The sequence below is a fragment of the Rhodococcus wratislaviensis genome (assembly GCF_900455735.1).
Taxonomy (GTDB): domain Bacteria; phylum Actinomycetota; class Actinomycetes; order Mycobacteriales; family Mycobacteriaceae; genus Rhodococcus_F; species Rhodococcus_F wratislaviensis.
The window spans coordinates 83,622-105,171 of record NZ_UAUI01000014.1 but is presented as its reverse complement, the minus strand read 5'-3'; the positions used below and the strand labels follow the sequence as shown (position 1 = coordinate 105,171).

Genomic DNA, 21,550 nt, shown 5'->3' with positions numbered 1-21,550 from the left:
TGGCAGCATGGCGGGTATGCGCATTACCGTCCTGGGGTGTTCAGGGAGCGTCTCCGGACCAGACTCACCTGCATCGGGTTATCTGTTGACCGCGCCGGACACACCGCCGCTGGTGCTCGACTTCGGACCCGGTGTGCTCGGTGCGCTTCAGCGGTTCGCCGATCCCGGCGAGGTATCCGTCCTCCTCAGTCACCTGCACGCGGACCACTGCCTCGACCTCCCCGGGCTGCTCGTCTGGCGTCGCTACCATCCGCACCCGCCGAAGGGTCGCGCACTCGTCTACGGCCCGTCCGACACCGCCCGCCGGATCGGCGTCGCGTCCGCGGAGTGCGGCGGCGACATCGACGACATCTCCGACACGATCGACCTGCACCACTGGACCGACGGTGAACCGGTCACGTTCGGCGACCTCACCATCACCGCGCGCCGGGTCAACCACCCGCCCGAGGCGTATGGGTTCCGCGTGACCAACGGCGCCGGGCGCACCCTCGTCTACACCGGCGACACCGGCATGTGCGAAGAAGTGATCGACCTCGCCCGCGGGGCCGACGTACTGCTCGCCGAGGCGTCGTGGACGCACAGCCCGGATCGGCCGGAAGGGATCCACCTCTCGGGCACCGAGGCCGGTCAGGTGGCACACCGCGCCGGTGTCGCCGAACTGCTGCTCACCCACATACCGCCGTGGACGTCCCGCGAAGACGTCATCGCCGAGGCCAAGGCCGAATTCTCCGGCCCCGTGCACGCAGTGTCCGCGGGCGGCGTCTACACCGTCTGAAGCCGTGTGCCCGCGCCCCACACGAGGGCGACTAGGCTCTCTGCCGTGACCACACGAGAAGACGGTAGGGCGGACGACGAACTCCGCGAGGTCAAGATCACCCGGGGCTTCACCACTCATCCCGCGGGATCGGTGCTGGTGGAATTCGGAAACACCCGGGTGATGTGCACGGCCAGTGTCGAGGACGGTGTTCCCCGCTGGCGTCAGGGCTCGGGACTCGGCTGGCTGACGGCCGAGTACGCCATGCTGCCCGCCGCCACCCACACCCGCAGCGGACGAGAGTCCGTCAAGGGCAAGGTCGGTGGGCGGACCCAGGAGATCAGCCGGCTGGTCGGGCGCTCCCTCCGCGCCTGCATCGACCTCGCCGCCATCGGTGAGAACACCATCGCCCTCGACTGCGACGTGCTGCAGGCCGACGGCGGAACCCGCACCGCCGCCATCACCGGCGCCTACGTGGCCCTCGTCGACGCGGTGACCTATCTCCGCGCCGCCGGCCGTCTCGCCGACCCCCAGCCGATCTCCTGCGGCATCGCCGCGGTGAGTGTGGGCGTCGTCGACGGCCGTGTACGTCTCGACCTGCCGTACGAGGAGGACTCGCGCGCCGAGGTCGACATGAACGTGGTGGCCACCGACACCGGCACCCTCGTCGAGATCCAGGGCACCGGCGAAGGCGCGACGTTCCCGCGGAGCACACTCGACAAACTGCTGGATTCCGCACTCGCAGGGTGCGAGCAGCTGTTCGAGATCCAGAAGTCCGCACTCGAACTGCCCTACCCCGGGGCGCTTCCGGAGCCGAAGGTCCCGGAGACGTCGAAGAAGAAGTTCGGGGGCTAGATCTTGCCGGAAACCACACGGGTGCTGGTGGCCAGCCGCAACGCGAAGAAACTTCGGGAACTGCATCGGGTGCTCGAGGCGGCCGGTGTCGACGGGATCGAACTGGTCGGGCTCGATGCCGTACCCGAATACCCCGAGGCCCCCGAAACGGGTGCGACGTTCGAGGAGAACGCCCTGGCGAAAGCGCGCGACGGCGCCGCCGCAACCGGATTGCCCTGTGTCGCAGACGATTCCGGAATCGAGGTGGATGCGCTGAACGGCATGCCCGGAATCCTGTCCGCACGGTGGTCGGGCACGCACGGAAACGATCCCGCGAACACCGCCCTGGTCCTGGCACAGCTCGGCGACGTGCCCGCCGATCGCCGGGGAGCGGCGTTCGTCTCGGCGTGCGCGCTCGTGGTGCCCGGCGGCGAAGAATCGGTGGTCCGTGGCGAATGGCGGGGGAGCATCGCCCGCGAGCCGGTCGGTGACGGCGGATTCGGGTACGACCCGGTCTTCGTGCCCGACGGAGACACCCGATCGGCCGCCCAGCTGTCACCCGAGGAGAAGGACGCGTCCTCGCACCGGGGGCGGGCACTCGTTCAGCTCGTCCCCGCCCTGGCGGCGCTCACCGGGCGCTGATCCTCGCTACGCTTCACGGGAGGAGGTGCGCATGTCGCCGATGATGGTGCCGCAGACACCGCTGGGCTGGCTGACCTACGTGATCGCGATGATCACCGGGCAGCCGGTCATCATGTGAAGGAGCCGACCGTCGGTCAGAGACCGAAGTCGCGGCGGACCTGCTTGGTCCGCTGGTGCTCCACGTAGAACGACAGGAACGGAATGGTGCCCGCGAGGAGCGTTCCGACCGTCCGGCCGGCGGGCCAGCGCACCTTGACCGCCAGGTCGAGCGTCACCAGTAGGTAGACGAAGTACACCCAGCCGTGGACCACGGCGATCCAGCTGGGCAGGTTGTCGACCTTGAAGATGTACTTGGCCACCATCTCTGCGGTGAGGACCAGCAGCCACACGCCGGTGGCGTAGGCGAGGACGCGGTAGCGCAGGAGCGCGGGGGCGATCTTCTTCTGCTTCGCGGTGTCTGCGACCGAACCGGCAGTCGTTTCGTCTTGGCCCGTGCTCACGTGGTGCTCCTATCGGTCTCGCGAGCGGACAGCTCGGCGAGGTACTGGTTGTACTGCGAAATCTGCCGGCTCTCGAGGTCGTCCGGATCGTCGTCCTCGGCCACCGAGGGGCGAGGGGGCAAGACGTCGGCCGGGATCTCCCGCAGTTCGGTGGGAGCATCCGGGACGTCGGTGGTGTCAGCCGGTTCGGCGTCCTCGAGTTGAACGAATCGCCGATAGGCGTAGACGAGGAACGCCGCGAACAGCGGCCACTGGAACGCGTATCCGAGGTTCTGGCCGGTCCCGCCCACCGCTTCGAAACGTGTCCACTGCCACCAGCCGAGTGCGAGGCACCCGACGGCCCCGACGACCACCAACAGGATCAGCGCGGGGCGGCGTTGCTTACGGTTACCGGACACGTAACGACGGTACCTGAATCGCTGAATGCGCTGCTAGGAGAGGTTGCGCCTATGGCGGCCGTCACAGCCGCCGCAGGCGCCCGACGAGCCGTCGATCCAAGCGAAACAGGGTCGCCGAAAAATCGGCAAAGAACCCGAGAAGTGCGCGAGGGGGGACTCGAACCCCCACGTCCTTTCGGACACCAGGACCTAAACCTGACGCGGCTGCCTAATTACGCCACTCGCGCGCGAAGCACAGACTACGCCATGAACAAGGCACCCCCCCGCAGCACATGTCAATCGGATCGCCGGCCCCGGTCGAGGCTCTTTCGCCCGGCCCACGATGGAGTCTGGCTGTGGCAGTTGGGGCACAGGAATCGAACTTCCTGCAAGCGGGAGTCCGATGGTTCTCCCCGTATGTGGTCGACATCCAGGATCAGTGGGAGTCCGCACCAGTCGTCACCGAGGCCGCAGAGAATTTCACGAGAATCTCCTCCCACGACATGCGATTGCGGGCAGGCTTGCCCTTGGTGTGTGCGCTCCGTTAAGGGGTCGGATCGATCCCGAACTTCGTGATCCGACGACTCGGGTGAGCTTGCATTCCGCCGGAAGGCCGTAGGCCGAGATAGCGGATGACGCGCGCCACGCTCGTCGATTCTGCGACCGCCCGCTCGAGCACCTCTCGCCCGTACTTCATCTCGCACCCGCCACCCGCCGCTGCGCGCGCTGGTACCGCCAGACGGCGTGGGTGAAGGTCGCAGGCGTGATCCCGAGCCGCGCTGCTGCTGCGGCGAGGAGGTCTTCGGCCTCCGCTGCCGACGGGGGTGTTTCGAGATCGAGTGCCTCGCCGAGGAAATCGCACACCAGTTGGTGAGATCCAGCGGTGCGGACTCCGAGCTGCATGGTGAAGCACTCCCAGGTGGCGCCACCGAACCCGGGCACTGCGACGAGGGCGTTCCGCTGGGCTTCGTCGTCGCGGAGATCCGCCGAGGTGGTGCAGCCCAGTTCGGTGAGCGAGCGTGCTGCCGAGGCGACGGCCTCGGCCTTGGTGGTGTAGTTCCCCGGTACTCGCTGCCGGTTGTTCAGGACGGCCAGGAGGTCTTCGGGTTCGTCGGCGTGCGCGGCGAGCGCTGTGAGGTCGTCGAGGGGTGCGGCCCGGTGATCGCGCCAGCGGGTGATGACGGCGCGGACCCCCGTGGTGGGCGTGCCGTACGTGGCGCGGGCGGAGAACGCGGCATCGAGCAGACCGGCTTCGATCTCGTGCGGCCAGCCCTCCGTCCAGTGCGGCCACGACTCTCGTGGCAGTTCGGTGGCGACGTGATCGAGTAGGGCGCGGACGTGGGCTGTGCTCATTTCTTCCCCCCGGAGAATGGCTGTCGGCTGTTCCTGGACTCGAACATTAGTGCGAGGGTCCGACAGGTTCGCTTTCGCTGGTCGCGGACCCGGATTCGGGGGCGTAGACCTGCATGAACCTGGGACTTCGTCAAGGTGGTAACAGATTGATAACGATTAATATGAGGCTTTCCTCAGGTTCTTGGACGTCCTCGCACCGCCCTCGTCCAGCACGGACGCGATCTACTCACCGGTTACTTCGCGGGAGATCTGTGAGGGACATCACGCGATATTTCTCCGATGCACGGCTGTGACACCCCGGCGGCTCGTGAACGTGAGGAAATCCTCATGATTCTGTGTCAACCTTGAGCAGCCCGGAAGAGCTGATCAGAGCCGATACAGCTGGCACACGATGCCGAGGGCGGCAGACACTATCCCCACCTCCCCCCAGAGGGGACCAGGAGAGGACATACGCGTGACGATTGACGACACGACACCCGCAGGAAACGGAAAAAACTCGAAGGGTTCGCGGCGCATCGGCGTAGACCGGGACGACACTCGGTCGTCGAGCAAGGGCACCCTGGTGGATCGTCTGCTCGGAGGTGAGCCGTACGCGCTCGCCTTCGGTGGTCAGGGCGCGCCCTGGCTGAGCTCGCTGGAGGAACTGAGCCGCGACAACGGACTCGAGCCGGCACTCACCACGATCGTCAACGACGCGGCCGACTACCTGGCCCCCGTGGCACAGGAACTCCTCGTCGTGCGCCCGGTCGGATTCGACCCCATCGCCTGGATCCTCGAGCAGGAACTCGCCGACGAAGAGGACGGCGCCCAGGCGGCCGGTCCCTCCGCGGCAGCGCTCACCTCGGCGGCGGTGTCTCTCCCCGGCGTCTTCCTCACTCAGATCGCAGCGCTGCGTGCGCTGGCAGCTCAGGGCCTCGATCCCGCGGTTACGGCTCCCGTGTCGGTGATCGGCCACTCCCAGGGACTCCTCGCCGCGGAGGCCGTTGCCACCTCGGGTCAGAAGGACGGCGAACTCCTCGCCCTCGCTCAGCTCATCGGTGCGGCTGCCGGCCTCGTCGGCCGTCGTCGCGGAGTGATCGCCGCCGCCGACTCCACCCCGATGCTGGCTGTCTCCAACGTCGACCCGGAACGACTCCGTCAGATCGTCGAGGAGCTCGCCGAGGGCCTCGAGCCCGAGCGTGCTGCCGTCCTCGGCATTCGTAACGCCCGTCGCCGCGTCGTGCTGTCCGGCCCGCCCGCCCAGCTGGCACGCGTCCAGCAGCGGTGCGAGCAGATCGAGGCCGACGAGGCCCGTGAGCGCGACGCCAAGAAGCGTGGCGGCTCCATCTTCGCGCCCGTCTTCGAGCCCCTCGCGGTCGAGATCGGCTTCCACCACCCCGCACTCGCGGAGACGATCGACATCGTCGGCCAGTGGGCCGTGCGCTGCGGTCTCGACGAAGAGAAGGCCCGCGCTCTCACGAGCGCCTGCCTCGTCGATCCCGTCGACTGGGTTGCCGCCGTCGACAGCACCCTCGAAGCCGGTGCCGCGTGGATCCTCGACCTCGGACCCGGTGACCTCCTCACCCGCATGACGTCGGCCAGTGTCCGCGGCCAGGGCGTCGGCATCGTCGCCGCCGCGACCCGTGGCGGTCACCGCAACCTGCTCACCCCGGGCGCAACCCCCGAGGTTCCCGCCGCGTGGACCGAGTTCCTCCCGAAGCCGGTGTCGCTGCCGGGCGGCCGCATCGGCGTCGAGACTGCATTCACGAAGCTGACCGGTCGTTCGCCGATCCTGCTCGCCGGCATGACCCCGACCACGGTCGACCCGAAGATCGTCGCCGCAGCAGCCAACGCAGGCCACTGGGCCGAGCTCGCCGGCGGTGGCCAGGTCACCGAGCAGATCTTCGCCGACAACGTCGAGAAGCTCACCGGGCTGCTCGAGCCGGGCCGCGCCGTGCAGTTCAACTCGATGTTCCTCGACCCCTACCTGTGGAAGCTCCACGTCGGTGGCAAGCGCCTCGTGCCGAAGGCCCGCGCCGCGGGTGCCCCGTTCGACGGTGTCGTCGTCACCGCCGGTATCCCCGAGCTCGAGGACGCCGTCTCGATCATCGGCGACCTCACCGATGCCGGCTTCAGCTACGTCGCGTTCAAGCCGGGCACGGTCGCGCAGATCCGCTCGGTCATCCGCATCGCCAACGAGGTTCCCTCGTTCCCCGTCATCGCCCACATCGAGGGCGGCCGCGCCGGTGGTCACCACTCGTGGGAAGACCTGGACGACCTGCTCCTCGATACCTACGCCGAGCTGCGTACCCGGCCGAACCTGGTCCTGTGCGTCGGCGGCGGCATCGGCACGCCCGAGCAGGCTGCCGACTACCTGACCGGCCGCTGGTCCGTGGCACACGGCTTCCCGGCCATGCCGCTGGACGGCATCCTGGTCGGCACCGCCGCCATGGCCACCCTCGAGGCGACCACCTCCGCCGAGGTCAAGCAGCTCCTCGTCGACACCCCCGGTACTCCGGACTGGGTCGGAGCAGGCACCGCCGAGGGCGGCATGGCCTCCGGTCGTAGCCAGCTCGGCGCCGACATCCACGAGATCGACAACGCCGCGTCCCGCACGGGCCGTCTGCTCGACGAGGTCGCCGGTGACGCCGACGCCGTCGCCGAGCGTCGCGACGAGATCATCGAGGCTCTGAACATCACGGCGAAGCCGTACTTCGGCGACGTCGCGACCATGACGTACGAGCAGTGGCTGCGCCGCTACCTCGAGCTGGCCGTCGGCATCGACGCGGCGAAGGCATTCGACTGCGGCACCGACCTCCAGGACGCCATCACCGAGGCCACCGCGAGCCCGTGGCTCGACATCACCTGGCGTGCGCGCTTCGGTGAGATGCTGCAGCGCACCGAGTCGCGTCTGCACCCGGTCGACCGTGGCCCCATCCCCACCCTGTTCGCCGACGACGCGATTCTCGAGCGTCCCGAGGCGGCCGTCTGCGCCCTGCAGGCGCAGTACCCCGACTACGCCACCACGGTTCTGCACCCCGCGGACGTCTCGTTCTTCGTCTCGCTGTGCAAGACCCCCGGCAAGCCGGTCAACTTCGTGCCCGTCGTCGACGGTGACGTCCGCCGCTGGTGGCGTTCCGACTCGCTGTGGCAGGCACACGATCCTCGCTACACGGCCGACCAGGTCTGCGTCATCCCCGGCACCGTCGCCGTCGCCGGCATCACGCGCGTCGACGAGCCTGTCGGCGAGCTGCTGGACCGCTTCGAGAAGGCCACGTACGACGAGCTGGTCACCGCCGGTGTCGCGCCGCTGTCGCTGCCCGCACGCCGTCACGCGGACATCGCCCGCGGCCTCCTCGACACCGTCCTGTCGGCTCCCGACATCCAGTGGGCCTCGCGCCTGACCCTGAACCCGGTTCGCCGGCTCGGTGACCTCGACAAGTGGTCGATCGAGTCCGACACCCTCGCGGTGCACGAGACCACCGGTGCCGAGCTGTCCGTCATCGACGACCAGCAGGTGCTCCTCACCGTCCCGCTGGTGGCAGCCAAGTCCGTCCAGATCACCATCACCGTGCCCGCGTCCGTCGCGGACGGTGGAGCTCCGGTGGTCACCGAGGCCGACGCCGAGAAGTCGATGACCGCACTCCTCGCGGTCGCGGCCGGTCAGGAACTGCCCGCCGTCAAGAACGGTGTCGCACGCCTCAACCTCGCCTGGACGCCCGACCTGGTCGCCGACCACGCCGGTGTCACCGGCTCGGGTCTGCCCACGACGCTGAGCGTCAGCGGCAAGGCCGTCCCGGACGTGGTCGTCGGCGCTTGCTGGCCGGCCGTGTTCGCCGTGCTCGGTAGTGCCAAGACCGAAGACTCGCTCTCCGTCATCGAGGGCATGCTCGACCTGGTCCACCTGGACCACAGCGTCGATTTCGTCGGCGAACTGCCGTCGGAGACCAGCATTCTCGTCGTCAAGGCCGAGGTCGCCTCGGTTCTCGACACCGACCTGGGCCGCGTCGTCGAGGTCAAGGTCGAGGTCGGCGCCATGCTCGGCGAGGGCCTGGACGCGCCTGCCGTCGTCACCCTGTCGGAGCGCTTCGCGATCCGCGGCCGCACCGGCAAGGGCGAACTGTCCGACCCGGCCCGCGCCGGTGGCTCGCTGAGTGACGAGGCCGTCGACACCCCGCGTCGTCGTCGCCGCGACACCACGATCGTCGCTCCCCGCAACATGGGCTCCTTCGCCCAGGTGTCGGGCGACCACAACCCGATCCACACCTCCGACAACGCGGCACTGCTCGCCGGCCTCGGCAGCCCGATCGTGCACGGCATGTGGCTCTCCGCCGCCGCCCAGCAGGTCGTCACCGCCGTGGATCCGGCCGAGACCAAGACGCCGCCGCGTCGTCTCACCGCCTGGACCGCACGCTTCCTGGGCATGGTTCGCCCGGGCGCCGAGATCGACGTCCGCGTCGACCGCATCGCGGTGGACCGTGGCGCCGAGATCGTCGAGGTCGGTTGCCGCATCGACGGTGAACTGGTGATGGTCGCAACGGGTCGCACCGCCGCCCCGAAGACCGTCTACGCGTTCCCCGGACAGGGCATCCAGCGTCCCGGCATGGGCCTCGACGCCCGCGCCCGCTCGAAGGCCGCCCGTGAGATCTGGGACCGCGCCGACAAGCACACCCGCAAGGCCCTCGGCTTCTCGATCCTCGCCGTGGTCCGCGACAACCCGACGGTCGTCAAGGCCCGTGGTGTCGAGCACAAGCACCCGGACGGTGTCCTGCACCTGACCCAGTTCACCCAGGTCGCGATGGCGACGCTCGGTGTGGCTCAGGTCGCCGAGCTCCGCGAATCCGGTGCCTTCGTCGAGGGTGCCCTGCTTGCAGGCCACTCGGTCGGTGAGTACAACGCTCTCGCCGCCGTCGCCGGTGTGCTGCCTCTCGAAGCTGTTCTCGAGGTGGTCTTCCAGCGTGGTTCCGCGATGCACGCACTCGTTCCCCGCGACGAGGCCGGCCGTTCCGACTACCGGATGGCTGCCATCCGCCCGTCGCAGATCGGTCTGGCCGACGACGACGTCGAGGCCTTCGTCGCCGGTGTCGCCGAGGCGACCGGTGAGTTCCTGCAGATCGTGAACCTGAACCTGCGTGGCTCGCAGTACGCCATCGCCGGTACGGTCGCCGGACTCAACGCGCTGGAGGTCGAAATCGACATCCGCCGTGAGGCTTTCGGTGGCAAGCGCGCCTACATCATGGTTCCGGGCATCGACGTTCCGTTCCACTCCACGGTGCTGCGTGGCGGTGTCGACGACTTCCGCGGCCGTCTCGAGGAACTGCTCCCCAAGGACATCGACCCGGCCATCCTGATCGGGCGGTACATCCCGAACCTGGTCCCCAAGCCGTTCTCCCTGAAGAAGGAGTTCGTGCAGGAGATCGCCGACCTGGTCCCGTCGAAGCCCCTCGACAAGGTGCTGAAGGACTTCGACTCCTGGGCGAAGAAGCCGGTCGAGCTCACCCGCGTGGTCCTCACCGAGCTCCTGGCCTGGCAGTTCGCCAGCCCGGTGCGCTGGATCGAGACGCAGGATCTGCTGTTCGCCGACGAGTCCGAAGGTGGACTGGGTGTCGAGCGGTTCGTGGAGATCGGTCTGGGCTCCGTCCCGACCGTCGCGAACCTCGCGTCGCAGACCCTGAAGCTGCCGGGCCGCTTCGGCTACCCGGTCGAGGTCCTCAACATCGAGCGTGAAGCGTCCATCGTGTACTCCACCGACGTCGATCCGGCGCCGGTCGAGGACGACGAGCCCGCAGCACCCGCAGCCGAGGCGCCCGCCGCATCGGCCGCACCCGCCGCGGCTCCGGCCCCGGCAGCCGCACCGTCCGGTGGACCGCGTCCCGACGACATCGCGTTCAAGGCCGCCGACGCCACCAAGGTCCTGATCAGCCTGTGGACCAAGCTCCGTCCCGATCAGGTCGGCCCCGTCGACACGATCGAGGCGCTGTGCGACGGCGTGTCCTCGCGGCGTAACCAGCTGCTCGTCGACCTCGGCTCCGAGCTCTCGCTCGGCGCGATCGACGGTGCCGCCGACGCCGACATGGGCTCGCTCGCCGGCACGGTCGACTCCCTGGCCCGCACGTACAAGCCGTTCGGCCCGGTGCTGTCCGACTCGATCAACGATCACCTCCGCAAGGTCTTCGGCCCCTCGGGTCGTCGTCCGGCGGCCATCGCGGACCGCGTGAAGAAGGTCTGGGAACTCGGCGACGGCTGGGCGTACCACGTCACCGCCGAGGTGGCGCTCGGAACCCGCGACGGTTCCAGCATCCGTGGCGGTGACCTCGGCGGCCTGGCCGGCGGCGGTCTCGCCGACGGCGCCGCAGTGGACGCCGTCATCGACAGCGCAGTGGCCGCAGTGGCCTCGCGCCGCGGGATCAGCGTCTCCCTGCCGTCCTCGGGTGGCGGAGCCGGTGGCACCGTCGACGCAGCCGCACTGGGCGAGTTCACCGAGCACATCACGGGCCGCGACGGCGTGCTGGCCTCGGCCGCCCGCCTCGTGCTCGAGCAGCTCGGCTTCGCAGGTGACACGGCGACGGCAGCGCAGCCGACCGACACCGAACTCGTCGACCTCGTGTCGGCGGAACTCGGTTCCGACTGGCCGCGACTGGTCGCTCCCGCGTTCGACGCCAAGCGGGCGGTGCTGCTCGACGACCGCTGGGCCAGTGCACGTGAGGATCTGGCTCGCCTGTGGATCGACGCGGCAGGCGTGGAGTCTCTCGAGATCGAAGGCTTCGCCGGTGCAGGCAAGTCCGTTGCGGCGCAGGCCGCATGGTGGCAGGCCCGTGCAACCGACGAGGGACGCACGGCTCTGGCCGAGAAGTACGGGCGTATCGCGGAGGCGGCAGTCGTCGTCACCGACGAGACCCCGGAATGGGCAGACCAGGTCGCCGTCGTCACCGGTGCCAGCAAGGGCTCCATCGCGGCTTCGGTCGCAGGCAAGCTCCTCGCCGGCGGCGCGACGGTCTTCGTGACCACCTCGCGTCTCGACGACAAGCGTCTCGGCTTCTACCGCGACCTCTACCGCCGCAATGCTCGCGCCGGTGCCGCCCTGTGGGTGGTCCCCGCGAACATGGCGTCCTACACGGACATCGACTCGCTCATCGAGTGGATCGGTGAGGCCCAGTACGAGACGGCCGGTGGATCGAAGAAGCTCGTCAAGGAAGCGGTCACCCCGACGCTGCTGTTCCCGTTCGCCGCGCCCCGCGTGGCAGGCGACCTCGCCGACGCCGGCGCCCGCGCCGAAATGGAGATGCGCGTTCTCCTGTGGTCGGTGGAGCGCCTCATCGGCGGACTGTCGAAGATCGGTTACGACCGTGACGTCGACACCCACCTGCACGTGGTCCTGCCCGGTTCCCCGAACCGCGGCCTGTTCGGTGGCGACGGTGCGTACGGCGAGGCCAAGGCCGCGCTCGACGCAGTGGTCGGCCGCTGGAAGGCCGAGCGCAACTGGGCCGAGCGCGTCACCCTGGTGCACGCTCTCATCGGCTGGGTCCGCGGAACCGGCCTCATGGGCGGCAACGACCCGCTGGTCGAGGCTGTCGAAGGCGCCGGAGTCCGTACCTGGTCCACCCAGGAGATGGCCACCGAGCTGCTGCAGTGGTGCGAGCCCGAGGCACGTCGCCTCGCCTCCACCGAGCCGCTCGCTGCCGATCTGACCGGTGGGCTCGCCCAGGCGAACCTGGATCTGCCCGCTCTTGCGAAGCAGGCTCAGGAAGCCGCGACCGCTGCGGCCGAGGCCGAAGAGGTCGACGAGCTCGACACCATCGCGGCTCTGCCCGCCCCGCCGCGGGTCTCCGCGTCGGTGGCACCGGCCTGGTCCGGCGTCACAGCGGCTCCGGAGGACCTCGTCGTCATCGTCGGTGCCGGTGAGCTCGGACCGTTCGGTTCCTCGCGTACCCGCTTCGAGATGGAGGTCGACGAAGAGCTTTCGGCGGCAGGCGTTCTCGAACTCGCCTGGAACACCGGACTCGTCGTGTGGGAGACCACGCCGTCCGCAGGCTGGTACGACGCCGAGACCGGGGAACTGGTTCCGGAGGCCGAGATCGCGGACAAGTACCACGACACGGTGGTCGAGCGCTGCGGCATCCGCCGCTACGCGGACGACGGCTCCATGGTCGAGAACACCGCACCGCTGCTCACGTCGGTCTTCCTCGACAAGGACCTGAGCTTCGTCGTCAGCACCGAGGCGGAGGCACTGGCCTTCGTCGAGGCCGACCCGGAGAACACGGTCGCGAGCCCGGTTCCGGACAGCGGTGACTGGCAGGTCACCCGCCGTGCGGGCACCGAGATCCGCGTCCCCCGCAAGATGAAGCTCACGCGCAGCGTGGGTGGTCAGATCCCGACCGGATTCGACGTCACCAAGTGGGGCATCCCCGCCGACATGGCCGATTCCGTCGACCGCGTGGGCCTGTGGAACATCGTCGCCACGGTGGACGCGTTCCTCACCGGTGGGTTCACGCCCAGCGAACTGCTGCGGTGGGTGCACCCCTCGCTGGTCGCCAACACCCAGGGCACCGGCATGGGCGGCATGACCTCCATGAGGTCGCTGTACATCGACACGCTGCTCGGCGAGAACCGGCCGAACGACATCCTGCAGGAAGCCCTGCCGAATGTGATTGCGGCGCACGTGGTCCAGTCCTACGTCGGCGGTTACGGCGCCATGGTCCACCCGGTTGCGGCGTGCGCCACGGCCGCGGTGTCCGTCGAGGAGGGCGTCGACAAGATCAAGCTCGGCAAGGCCCAGCTCGTGGTCGCCGGCGGGTTCGACGACCTCAGCGCGGAGGGCATCATCGGATTCGGTGACATGTCCGCCACGGCCAAGACCGACGACATGCGGGCCAAGGGCATCGACGACCGTCGATTCTCCCGGGCCAACGACCGTCGTCGCGGCGGGTTCGTCGAGTCGCAGGGTGGTGGCACGATCCTGCTGGCCCGCGGTGACCTGGCACTCGAGATGGGCCTGCCCGTCCTCGGTGTGGTCGCCTACGCCGGCTCGTTCGCGGACGGTGTCCACACGTCGATCCCGGCTCCCGGAATCGGTGCGCTCGGCGCGGGTCGTGGGGGAGCGGATTCGCAGCTCGCCCAGTCCCTCGGCAAGCTCGGTGTCAGTGCCGACGACATCTCGGTGATCTCCAAGCACGACACGTCCACCGCGGCCAACGACCCCAACGAGGCGGAGCTGCACGAGCGTCTCGCCGGGGCCCTGGGCCGCAGCGAAGGTGCACCGCTGTTCGTGGTCTCGCAGAAGAGCCTCACCGGACACGCCAAGGGTGGTGCCGCAGCATTCCAGCTGATCGGTCTCTGCCAGGTGCTGGACCAGGGCATCGTGCCGCCGAACCGCAGCCTCGACTGCGTCGACGAGAAGATGGCCGAGTTCGAACACCTCGTGTGGGCCCGGGAGCCGCTTCGCTTCGGCGAGCAGTTCCCGCTGAAGGCCGGTCTGCTGACCAGCCTCGGCTTCGGGCACGTGTCGGGCATGGTCGCGGTCGTGCACTCGCAGGCATTCGTCGAGGCCATCCCGGCCGACAAGCGTGAGGCGTACCTCGAGCAGGCACGCAAGCGCACCGTCGAGGGTCAGCGTCGTCTGGCGAAGGCCATGGTCGGTGGCGGCAGCCTGTACGAGCGTCCGGCGGATCGTCGCTTCGGCGGCGACAGCGTCCCGGCCGCAGCGTCCCGTCAGCTCGAGGCGGACGTCCTGCTCACCGAGGCCGCGCGCCTGGGAGCGGACGACGTGTACAGCTCGGGTCTGCCCGGCTGCAAGTAGGAACGACGGATGGGAGTTCTGGGGATCGGCTTCGATCTCGTGACGGTGTCGGAGTTCGCCGAGCAGCTGGACCGGCCAGGGACGGCAATGCTCGACAACTTCACACCGGGCGAGCGTCGGGACGCCGTGACCCGGAGCTCCGATCCGGCTAGGCATTTCGCCGCCCGGTGGGCTGCGAAGGAGGCAGTGATCAAGGCTTGGTCCACGTCTCTCTTCGCCAGCCCGCCGGTGCTGCCCGAGATGATCCACCACCTGATCGAGGTGGTGACGGATGCGTGGGGGCGACCGAGTATCCGCTTACGCGGAGACGTCGCCAAGCATCTGACCGATGTGAGGATTCACATCTCCCTCACACACGACGGAGACATGGCGGGCGCGTTCGCCGTCATCGAGTCCCTGTAGGCGCCTCCGGCGCTCGTGCGCCTTTCTGGTAGCTCAGGCAACCGGAAGGGCGCACAAGCGTGTAGCGGGCTAGGTGGAGCGCGATTCCTTCTCGGCGACCAGCAGGTACGCCACCATCAGTCGCTTGAGTTCGGCGACGGCGTCCGCGTGGCTCTGGTTGTCCTGCACCGAGAAATTGAGCATCGAATACACGACGTGGACGAGCACCTCGGCCATCATCGTGCGCCGCTCCCGCGACGTCTGCGGGGTGAGCGGTGCGAGCATCCGTGAGACCTGCTCCGCGAACGCCTTTTCGTGGATGGCCCCGGTGGCGCGCGTGGAGGGGGTTGACTGCATCGCCAGCCACACCTCCCGCCTCGACGGGTCGGACGTCCACAGGCCCGCCATGTGATCGACGAAGGAATTGAGGAACCGCAGCCAGTCGAGGGACGGGACCTCACCGTTGAACTGGGCGATCTCGTGCTGCACGCCGACGAGGTCCTGCCGGTTGAGCTCGCAGACGATCACGTACTTGTTCGCGAAGAACTGGTAGAGGGTGCCGATCGGGACGTCCGCGCGTGCGGCGACCTCCTCGCACGTGAACGATTCGAATCCCACGTCCACCAGCAACTCCCGCGATGCCGTGAGCAGTGCGTCGAACTTGCGGCGACTGCGTTCCTGGGTCGGACGTCTGCGGGGCAGCAGCTCCTGCGGGTCCGACTGCAGCTCCAACGCCGGGTCCACTCGGCGCGGCGCTTGCTTGCTGACTGAAGACTCCACCGCCCCAGGCTATCCGTCTTTCGTCCGGATTCCGAAGATCCCTCCCGGTGACGCGTCAGGTTTCACCTGGCGGAGACGACTCATCGAGCCGTTCTCCGCGTGAACAATGTGATCGCCCACAAGTAGCCGGCGCAGGCGATTCCGACACACCACAACACCGCGATCAGAGCTGTGTCGTCGACGGGTGTGCCGAGCAGCAGGCCACGGACCGTTTCGATCACCGGCGTGACGGGCTGGTTCTCGGCGAAGGCGTGTAGCCAGCTCGGCATCGTGTCGGTGGGAACGAACGCGCTGCTGACGTAGGGGAGGAAGAGCAGGAAGAAGGTGAACCCGTTGGCGGCTTCCTCGGTGCCGGCGAGGAGCCCGAGCGCCGTCGCCAGCCAGGAGATGGCGAGGATGAACAGGGCGACGATCGCGAGTGCGGCCAGCCACTGTATCGGGCCTGCGGTGGGCCGGAATCCCATGATCATCGCGACGCCGATCACGACGAGGGACGTGAGGAGATTGCGGATGACACTGGACGCGACATGGCCGAACAGGAACGCCGAACGTGCGATGGGCATGGACCGGAATCGGTCGACGATGCCGTGCACCATGTCGCCGGTGACGCTCACCGCCGTCTGTGAGGATCCGAAACCGGCGCAGAGCAGGATGATTCCGGGCACCACGTAGTCGAGGTAGCCGGTGGCGGTCTTCATGGCTCCGCCGAAGACGTACACGAACAACAGCAGCAGCATCACCGGAAGGGCGACGCCCATGATCATCGTGTCCGGGCTGCGGAGCAGGCGCGTCAGGCTGCGGCCGGTCATCGCCGCGAAGTCGTCGAGGGGGCGTGGCCGCGTGTTCGGGATCATCGGGCGGCGGCCTCGTTCCGGATCGGGGAAGCGTTCGAGTTGTGGGTGAGAGCGAAGAAGACGTCGTCGAGATCGGGGGAGTGGAGCGAGAGCTTGTCGACGGTGACGCTCTGGTCGTCGATTCGTCCGAGCAGCGTCTTCAGCTGGCCGATGCTGCCGTCGGTCGGGACCTGAACGGCCAGGCGGTCGGCGTCGAGGACGGCGTCGTCGAAGGCCTGGGCGACGTCGTGCAGTTCGGACGGCCGGGTGAACGTGAGCTCGAGGTGACCGCCGGGCACGAGTCGTTTCAGCTCGTCGGGAGTGCCCTCGGCCACGACCCTGCCGCCGTCGAGGACGGCGACCCGGTCTGCCAGCCGGTCGGCTTCCTCGAGGTATTGGGTGGTCAGGAAGAGGGTGACGCCGCCGTCGACCAGTCTTCGGATCATCTCCCACATGGACTGCCGGCCGCGCGGGTCGAGACCGGTGGTCGGTTCGTCGAGGAAGATGACGTCGGGCCGCGAGATGAGGCTCATCGCCAGATCGAGGCGCCGGGTCATCCCACCCGAGTACGTCCCTGCGCGGCGGGTTCTCGCGTCCACCAGGTCGAACTGCTCGAGTAGCTCGCGGGCGCGCCGCTTGCCCTCCGCGCGGCCGAGGTGGCTCAGCCGGGCCATGAGCCGGAGGTTCTCCTCGCCGGTGAGAAGGTCGTCGACCGCCGCGTACTGCCCGGTGAGGCTGATCTTCCGCCGCACTCCCTGGGGGTCGCGGCGAAGGTCGTGCCCGGCGACGTGCACGGTGCCCGCGTCAGGCGGTGTCAGGGTCGACAGGATGCGGACCATCGTCGTCTTCCCCGCACCGTTGGCGCCGAGGAGCGCGAACACGCTGCCTGGCGGCACGTCGAGGTCGACTCCGTCGAGGACGGTGACGTCTCCGTATGCCTTGCGTAAACCGGTGACCGAGAGGGCCGACGCGCAAAACTGCGTATCTCGTATACTCATGGTGTGCAGAGTACGCAGTTTTAGGATGAGCGCAAGACCCCGACGAAGTGGACACGTGCATGCCCCGACCGAACGAAACCCCCGACGACCCCACCGTGACCCTGCCCAAGGCCGTCCGGCTGGCCTGGGGGATCGAGGAACCGGGGACCCGCGGCCCCCGGAAGGGGCTGAGTCTCGAGCGGGTGGTCGACGCCGCCATCGAGGTGGCGGACGCCGAAGGGCTCGCGGGTCTGTCCATGAGCCGGGTCGCCAAGCAACTCGGGTTCACCACCATGTCGCTGTACCGCTACGTGGACAGCAAGGACGACCTGGTGGAGTTGATGGCCGATCGGGCAATCGGTGAGCCCCGCGGACTCGTCGTGACGGGGGGCTGGCGGGACCGACTCGAATCGTGGGCGCTGGGCGAGTACCGGGCGGTCCGGGCGCACGCGTGGTGGCCGGAGGTGACCATCTCCGCGCCTCCGACGGGCCCCAACAATCTCGCGTGGCTGGAGGCCGGTCTGCAGTCGCTGGCCGACACCGGCCTGAGCGAGGACCGGAAGCTGCAAGTGGTGCTGAATGTTTCGCTGTTCGTGATCGGGCGGGCGCGGTTCGCGCTGGACCTGGAACGGTCGGCGAAGGTGGAGCAGGTCGACTACGCCCGGATGCTCCCGCTACTGCTCGACGAGAAGCGGTTTCCCGCACTGCGGGCGGCGATCGCGGGGGGTGCGTTCGATGCCGGCGACGCCGACGACGCGCACTGGCTCGAACACGACTTCCGATTCGGCCTCGACCGGATGCTCGACGGCATCGAACGGCTCACGGGCGGCTGACGAGTCGCAGCCGCCCGGGCGTCGATCAGACGGACAGGTCGCGGCGCAGTTTCGCGACGTGGCCGGTGGCGCGGACGTTGTACTGGGCGACTTCGATCTTGCCGTCCTCGTCGACGAGGAACGTGGAGCGGATGACGCCCTGCACCGTCTTGCCGTACATCTTCTTCTCACCGAACGCGCCCCAGGCCTCGAGTGTGGCCTTGTCGGGATCGGACAGGAGGGGGAAGGTCAGTTCCTCGTTGTCACGGAACTTGGCCAGCTTCGCCGGCTTGTCGGGCGAGATGCCGATCACGTCCAGGCCTGCGCCTTTCAGGTCGGCGAGGTTGTCTCGGAAGTCGCAGGCCTGTTTGGTGCAGCCCGGCGTGCTCGCCGCCGGGTAGAAGTACACGACGACCTTGCGGCCGCGGTAGTCGGCGAGCGACACGTCGTTGCCGTCGGCGTCGGGCAGCGTGAAGGCGGGTGCGGTGTCTCCGGGGGCGAGTCTGTTGTTGTCGGTCACGAGAAGTCAGGCTACCGGGAAGGGGTGGACGTGGCCCGAAGCGTGATCGGGGGAGACGGAGTCGCAGGTCGGGAGTTCTCGTCTACGGTTGACGCAAGTGTGGGATCGTCGCGGTAGCGTCGCTCTCGCTGATCGAACCAGTCGAACAAGTTGGAGGACACGTGCCCAGGGACACCGAGAGCATCGAGCGTGAGATCGAGAACGCGCGCAATCAGCTCGCGAGCACTCTCGACGAATTGACGGTCCGCACCAACCCGAAGCGTCTCGTGGAGAACACGAAGCGCACGCTGATCGCGAAGCTGAACGAGCCGGCGGTCAAGTACGGACTGATCGCCGTCGGTGCGGTGGCAGGGCTCCTGGTGCTCCGCAAAGCGTTGCGCTGAACGACCCTCGTTGGCGACGGGCCGTCGGATGTGAAGTTCGTAGTGACTTCACGTTCCGGCGGCCCGTTCGTCATCTGACCGCCTGCGCGGTGCGTTGAGATGGTGACACGAGAAAGGCCCCCATCCTCGTGAGAGGATGGGGGCCTTCGTGCAAGTGCGCCCACAGGGACTCGAACCCCGGACCCAGTGATTAAGAGTCACTTGCTCTACCAACTGAGCTATAGGCGCTCGCTCTTGCGAGACAGAACATTAGCGGGTCGCTTCTCGGGAATGCAAATCGCCTGGTGGCGACTGCCCGCGGCGACCCGATCCACACGGTGGCGCGTAACAAGAGCGCCGCTGGTCACGATTGATATTCGAACGTTATTGAGCGGCTCGGCGCTTGGTTGGAACCGGTCTCCAGTGGCTGGCATCATTGGAGACCACACGGTCTCGACGTGCTGATTCGTCTTGCGAAGGCGAGAGACGTGCCGGCTTGAACGTGAATTCGGAGCGAGGACGTGAAGTGGGGTTATCCATGGGTGTGGGGCGTGGCGGGCGCGTGCGTGCGCAATCGGTGAGATCCGTCTCGAAGACGGCGACGGTTGTGGCGGCATCACTCGTATTCGCATTGTCGATCGCAGGGTGCACCGTCTCCGGTGCCGACAGCGTCACGTCGGAAGGTGAGGCGCCGATCGATTCCAATCCGGTCACCGAACTCATCAAGCCGAAGCTGACGGCGTCGGCCGTCGATGGTGCAGTGGGATTCTCACCCGGACAGCCGGTGACGGTGACGGTGGCCGACGGCACGCTGGCGGCGGTCACCATGCTCAACCCGGAGGGCGAGTCGGTCGACGGCGCCATCGCTCCCGACGGGTTGTCCTGGGTCAACACGGAGCCGCTGGGTTACGACAAGGAGTACCGGCTCGAGGTGAAGGCGAACGGACTCGGTGGCGGCACCACCTCGACTTCGGCGTTCACGACCAGCGCGCCCGGCAACGTCACCAAGCCGTACGTGATGCCGTCGGAGGGCGATGTGGTGGGTATCGGTCAGCCGATCGCGGTCCAGTTCGACGAGAACATCCCGGACCGCAAGGCCGCGGAGGCCGGCATCACCGTCACGACGAATCCGCCCGTCGAGGGCGCGTTCTACTGGGTGAACAACCGTGAGGTGCGGTGGCGTCCGCAGAGTTACTGGGCCCCCGGCACCGCCGTGGACGTCAAGGTCGCCGTGTACGGCCGTGATCTCGGTGACGGACTGTTCGGCCAGGAGGACGTCCACACGGCCTTCACCATCGGCGACGCTGTGATCGCGACAGCGGACGACAACACCAAGCAGGTGACGTTCGAGCGCAACGGCGAAGTGATCATGACGATGCCCACATCGATGGGTAAAGACGACACACCCACCGACAACGGCGTCTACATCATCGGCGACCGGTTCGCGAACCTCGTCATGGACTCGTCCACCTACGGCGTACCGGTCAACTCCCCACAGGGATACAAGACGCCCGTCGACTGGGCCACGCGAATGTCCTACAGCGGCATCTTCTTCCACTCGGCGCCGTGGTCGGTGGGGCAGCAGGGCTACTCGAACGCGAGCCACGGCTGCCTGAACCTCAGCCCGTCCAACGCGAAGTGGGTGTACGACAACACGAAGCGCGGCGACATCGTGATCGTCAAGAACACGCTGGGCGGCACGCTGTCGGGCACGGACGGCCTCGGGGACTGGAACATCCCGTGGGATGTCTGGAAGGCAGGCAACGCCAACGCCTGACGGCAGGCGTCAGACCAATCGCAAAGAGGAAAGCCCCCGGCCGAGGCCGGGGGCTTTCCGTTTGGGGTGAGTGACGGGACTCGAACCCGCGACAGCCAGGATCACAACCTGGTGCTCTACCAACTGAACTACACTCACCATGTGCTTCAGGCACCGCCCGGGGGCAGTAACTTCGGCGAGGAAGATACTAGCGCGTCCGGTGCCCGAGAAGCCAATCGGTATCTCAGGCGGGCCCGAGTTCCTCGACAACTGCGGCGATGTCGCTGGTAGACGGTCCGGGCTCGGGCACGAACGCCGTCCTCCGGTAGTACTTCAGCTCCCGGATCGACTCCTTGATGTCGGCCAGGGCGCGGTGGGCGAGACCTTTTTCGGGCTGACCGAAGTAGATCCGCGGGTACCAGCGCCGGGACAACTCCTTGATGGAGCTCACGTCGATCATCCGGTAGTGCAGGTAGGTGTCGAGGTCCGGCATGTCGCGGGCGATGAATCCGCGGTCGGTTGCGATCGAGTTACCTGCGAGCGGCGCCGTCCCGGCGACCGGCACGTGCTCGCGGATGTAGGCGAGCACCTGCTGCTCGGCCTCGGCGAGCGTGACCGTGGACTTCCGGACCTCGTCGGTCAGCCCCGAGTTCTCGTGCATCGTGGTCACCACGTCGGGCATGGCCGCGAGCGCGTCGTCGTCGGCGTGGATGACGATGTCGACACCCTCACCGAGCACGTTCAGCTCGCTGTCCGTGACCAGAGCTGCGATCTCGATCAGCTTGTCGGTACCGAGCCGGAGCCCGGTCATTTCACAGTCGATCCACACAAGTTTGTCCTGCACCAGGAACACAGTAGTCACGTGGGTCACGGGATAAGGTCTGCGGTGGACAC

16 protein-coding genes and 3 tRNA genes are annotated in these 21,550 nt (G+C 67.9%); 8 read left to right on the top strand and 11 right to left on the bottom strand.

Features of this window, described 5'->3' with window-relative positions; translation table 11 throughout:
- The first annotated feature begins 16 nt into the window (after positions 1-16).
- The 3 genes from DTA22_RS19645 to rdgB are packed head-to-tail and all read left to right on the top strand — an operon-like array spanning position 17 to position 2,230.
- Positions 17-775, top strand: a complete 759-nt coding sequence (locus DTA22_RS19645) for a cyclic nucleotide-degrading phosphodiesterase (RefSeq protein ID WP_176582586.1) — start codon at positions 17-19, stop codon at positions 773-775.
- Between the two features lie 45 nt (positions 776-820).
- Complete coding sequence (gene rph / locus DTA22_RS19640) at positions 821-1,609, top strand: ribonuclease PH (RefSeq protein WP_112300636.1); 789 nt, start codon at positions 821-823, stop codon at positions 1,607-1,609.
- Positions 1,610-1,612: 3 nt separating this feature from the next.
- Complete coding sequence (rdgB, locus tag DTA22_RS19635) at positions 1,613-2,230, top strand: RdgB/HAM1 family non-canonical purine NTP pyrophosphatase (protein WP_112300635.1); 618 nt, start codon at positions 1,613-1,615, stop codon at positions 2,228-2,230.
- Positions 2,231-2,364: 134 nt separating this feature from the next.
- Here rdgB and DTA22_RS19630 read toward each other — a convergent pair whose 3' ends face one another.
- From DTA22_RS19630 to DTA22_RS19610, 4 genes are all read right to left on the bottom strand, one after another.
- Positions 2,365-2,730: a DUF3817 domain-containing protein gene (locus DTA22_RS19630; protein WP_037236425.1), complete on the bottom strand. Its 366-nt coding sequence runs from the start codon at positions 2,728-2,730 to the stop codon at positions 2,365-2,367.
- Positions 2,727-3,128, bottom strand: coding sequence for a transcriptional regulator (locus DTA22_RS19625; protein WP_112300634.1), 402 nt, complete (start codon positions 3,126-3,128; stop codon positions 2,727-2,729). Before DTA22_RS19625 ends, DTA22_RS19630 begins: the two co-directional genes overlap by 4 nt.
- A 142-nt stretch (positions 3,129-3,270) precedes the next feature.
- Positions 3,271-3,355: transfer RNA gene (locus DTA22_RS19620), tRNA-Leu, on the bottom strand.
- Positions 3,356-3,800: 445 nt separating this feature from the next.
- The gene (locus DTA22_RS19610) at positions 3,801-4,460 is read right to left on the bottom strand and encodes a hypothetical protein (protein WP_112300633.1); all 660 of its coding nucleotides are present in this window, start codon (positions 4,458-4,460) and stop codon (positions 3,801-3,803) included.
- 454 nt (positions 4,461-4,914) lie between these two features.
- Between DTA22_RS19610 and DTA22_RS19605 the strand changes: the two genes are divergently transcribed.
- Positions 4,915-14,235, top strand: a complete 9,321-nt coding sequence (locus DTA22_RS19605; protein ID WP_112300632.1) for a type I polyketide synthase — start codon at positions 4,915-4,917, stop codon at positions 14,233-14,235.
- 9 nt (positions 14,236-14,244) lie between these two features.
- Positions 14,245-14,637: a holo-ACP synthase AcpS gene (acpS, locus tag DTA22_RS19600; protein ID WP_037236411.1), complete on the top strand. Its 393-nt coding sequence runs from the start codon at positions 14,245-14,247 to the stop codon at positions 14,635-14,637.
- A 69-nt stretch (positions 14,638-14,706) separates the two neighbouring features.
- On the opposite strand, the gene DTA22_RS19595 is transcribed toward acpS, so the two are convergent.
- From DTA22_RS19595 to DTA22_RS19585, 3 genes are all read right to left on the bottom strand, one after another.
- Positions 14,707-15,396, bottom strand: coding sequence for a TetR family transcriptional regulator (locus tag DTA22_RS19595; RefSeq protein WP_005248286.1), 690 nt, complete (start codon positions 15,394-15,396; stop codon positions 14,707-14,709).
- Positions 15,397-15,476: 80 nt separating this feature from the next.
- Positions 15,477-16,250 (bottom strand): ABC transporter permease, encoded by a 774-nt coding sequence (locus tag DTA22_RS19590; protein ID WP_112300631.1) that lies wholly within the window; start codon positions 16,248-16,250, stop codon positions 15,477-15,479.
- Positions 16,247-17,227 carry a daunorubicin resistance protein DrrA family ABC transporter ATP-binding protein gene (locus DTA22_RS19585; RefSeq protein WP_037236405.1) on the bottom strand — a complete coding sequence of 327 codons (981 nt, stop codon included), beginning with the start codon at positions 17,225-17,227 and terminating at the stop codon, positions 16,247-16,249. The genes DTA22_RS19590 and DTA22_RS19585 overlap by 4 nt, the downstream gene beginning before the upstream one ends.
- 59 nt (positions 17,228-17,286) lie before the next feature.
- Between DTA22_RS19585 and DTA22_RS19580 the strand changes: the two genes are divergently transcribed.
- Positions 17,287-18,039: a TetR/AcrR family transcriptional regulator gene (locus tag DTA22_RS19580; RefSeq protein WP_052033397.1), complete on the top strand. Its 753-nt coding sequence runs from the start codon at positions 17,287-17,289 to the stop codon at positions 18,037-18,039.
- Positions 18,040-18,064: 25 nt separating this feature from the next.
- Here DTA22_RS19580 and bcp read toward each other — a convergent pair whose 3' ends face one another.
- Positions 18,065-18,538 (bottom strand): thioredoxin-dependent thiol peroxidase, encoded by a 474-nt coding sequence (gene bcp / locus DTA22_RS19575; protein WP_112300630.1) that lies wholly within the window; start codon positions 18,536-18,538, stop codon positions 18,065-18,067.
- A gap of 161 nt (positions 18,539-18,699) precedes the next feature.
- Between bcp and DTA22_RS19570 the strand changes: the two genes are divergently transcribed.
- Positions 18,700-18,921, top strand: coding sequence for a DUF3618 domain-containing protein (locus tag DTA22_RS19570; RefSeq protein ID WP_037236402.1), 222 nt, complete (start codon positions 18,700-18,702; stop codon positions 18,919-18,921).
- A 155-nt stretch (positions 18,922-19,076) separates the two neighbouring features.
- Here the strand turns inward: DTA22_RS19570 and DTA22_RS19565 are convergent.
- Positions 19,077-19,149 (bottom strand) — tRNA-Lys (locus DTA22_RS19565).
- Positions 19,150-19,438: 289 nt separating this feature from the next.
- Here DTA22_RS19565 and DTA22_RS19560 point away from each other — a divergent pair.
- On the top strand, positions 19,439-20,677 hold the full coding sequence (locus DTA22_RS19560) for a L,D-transpeptidase (protein WP_037236399.1): 1,239 nt from the start codon (positions 19,439-19,441) through the stop codon (positions 20,675-20,677).
- A gap of 62 nt (positions 20,678-20,739) precedes the next feature.
- Here DTA22_RS19560 and DTA22_RS19555 read toward each other — a convergent pair.
- A tRNA-His gene (locus tag DTA22_RS19555) sits at positions 20,740-20,815 on the bottom strand.
- 85 nt (positions 20,816-20,900) lie between these two features.
- Positions 20,901-21,500 (bottom strand): oligoribonuclease, encoded by a 600-nt coding sequence (gene orn, locus DTA22_RS19550; protein WP_112300652.1) that lies wholly within the window; start codon positions 21,498-21,500, stop codon positions 20,901-20,903.
- Positions 21,501-21,550: the final 50 nt, after the last annotated feature.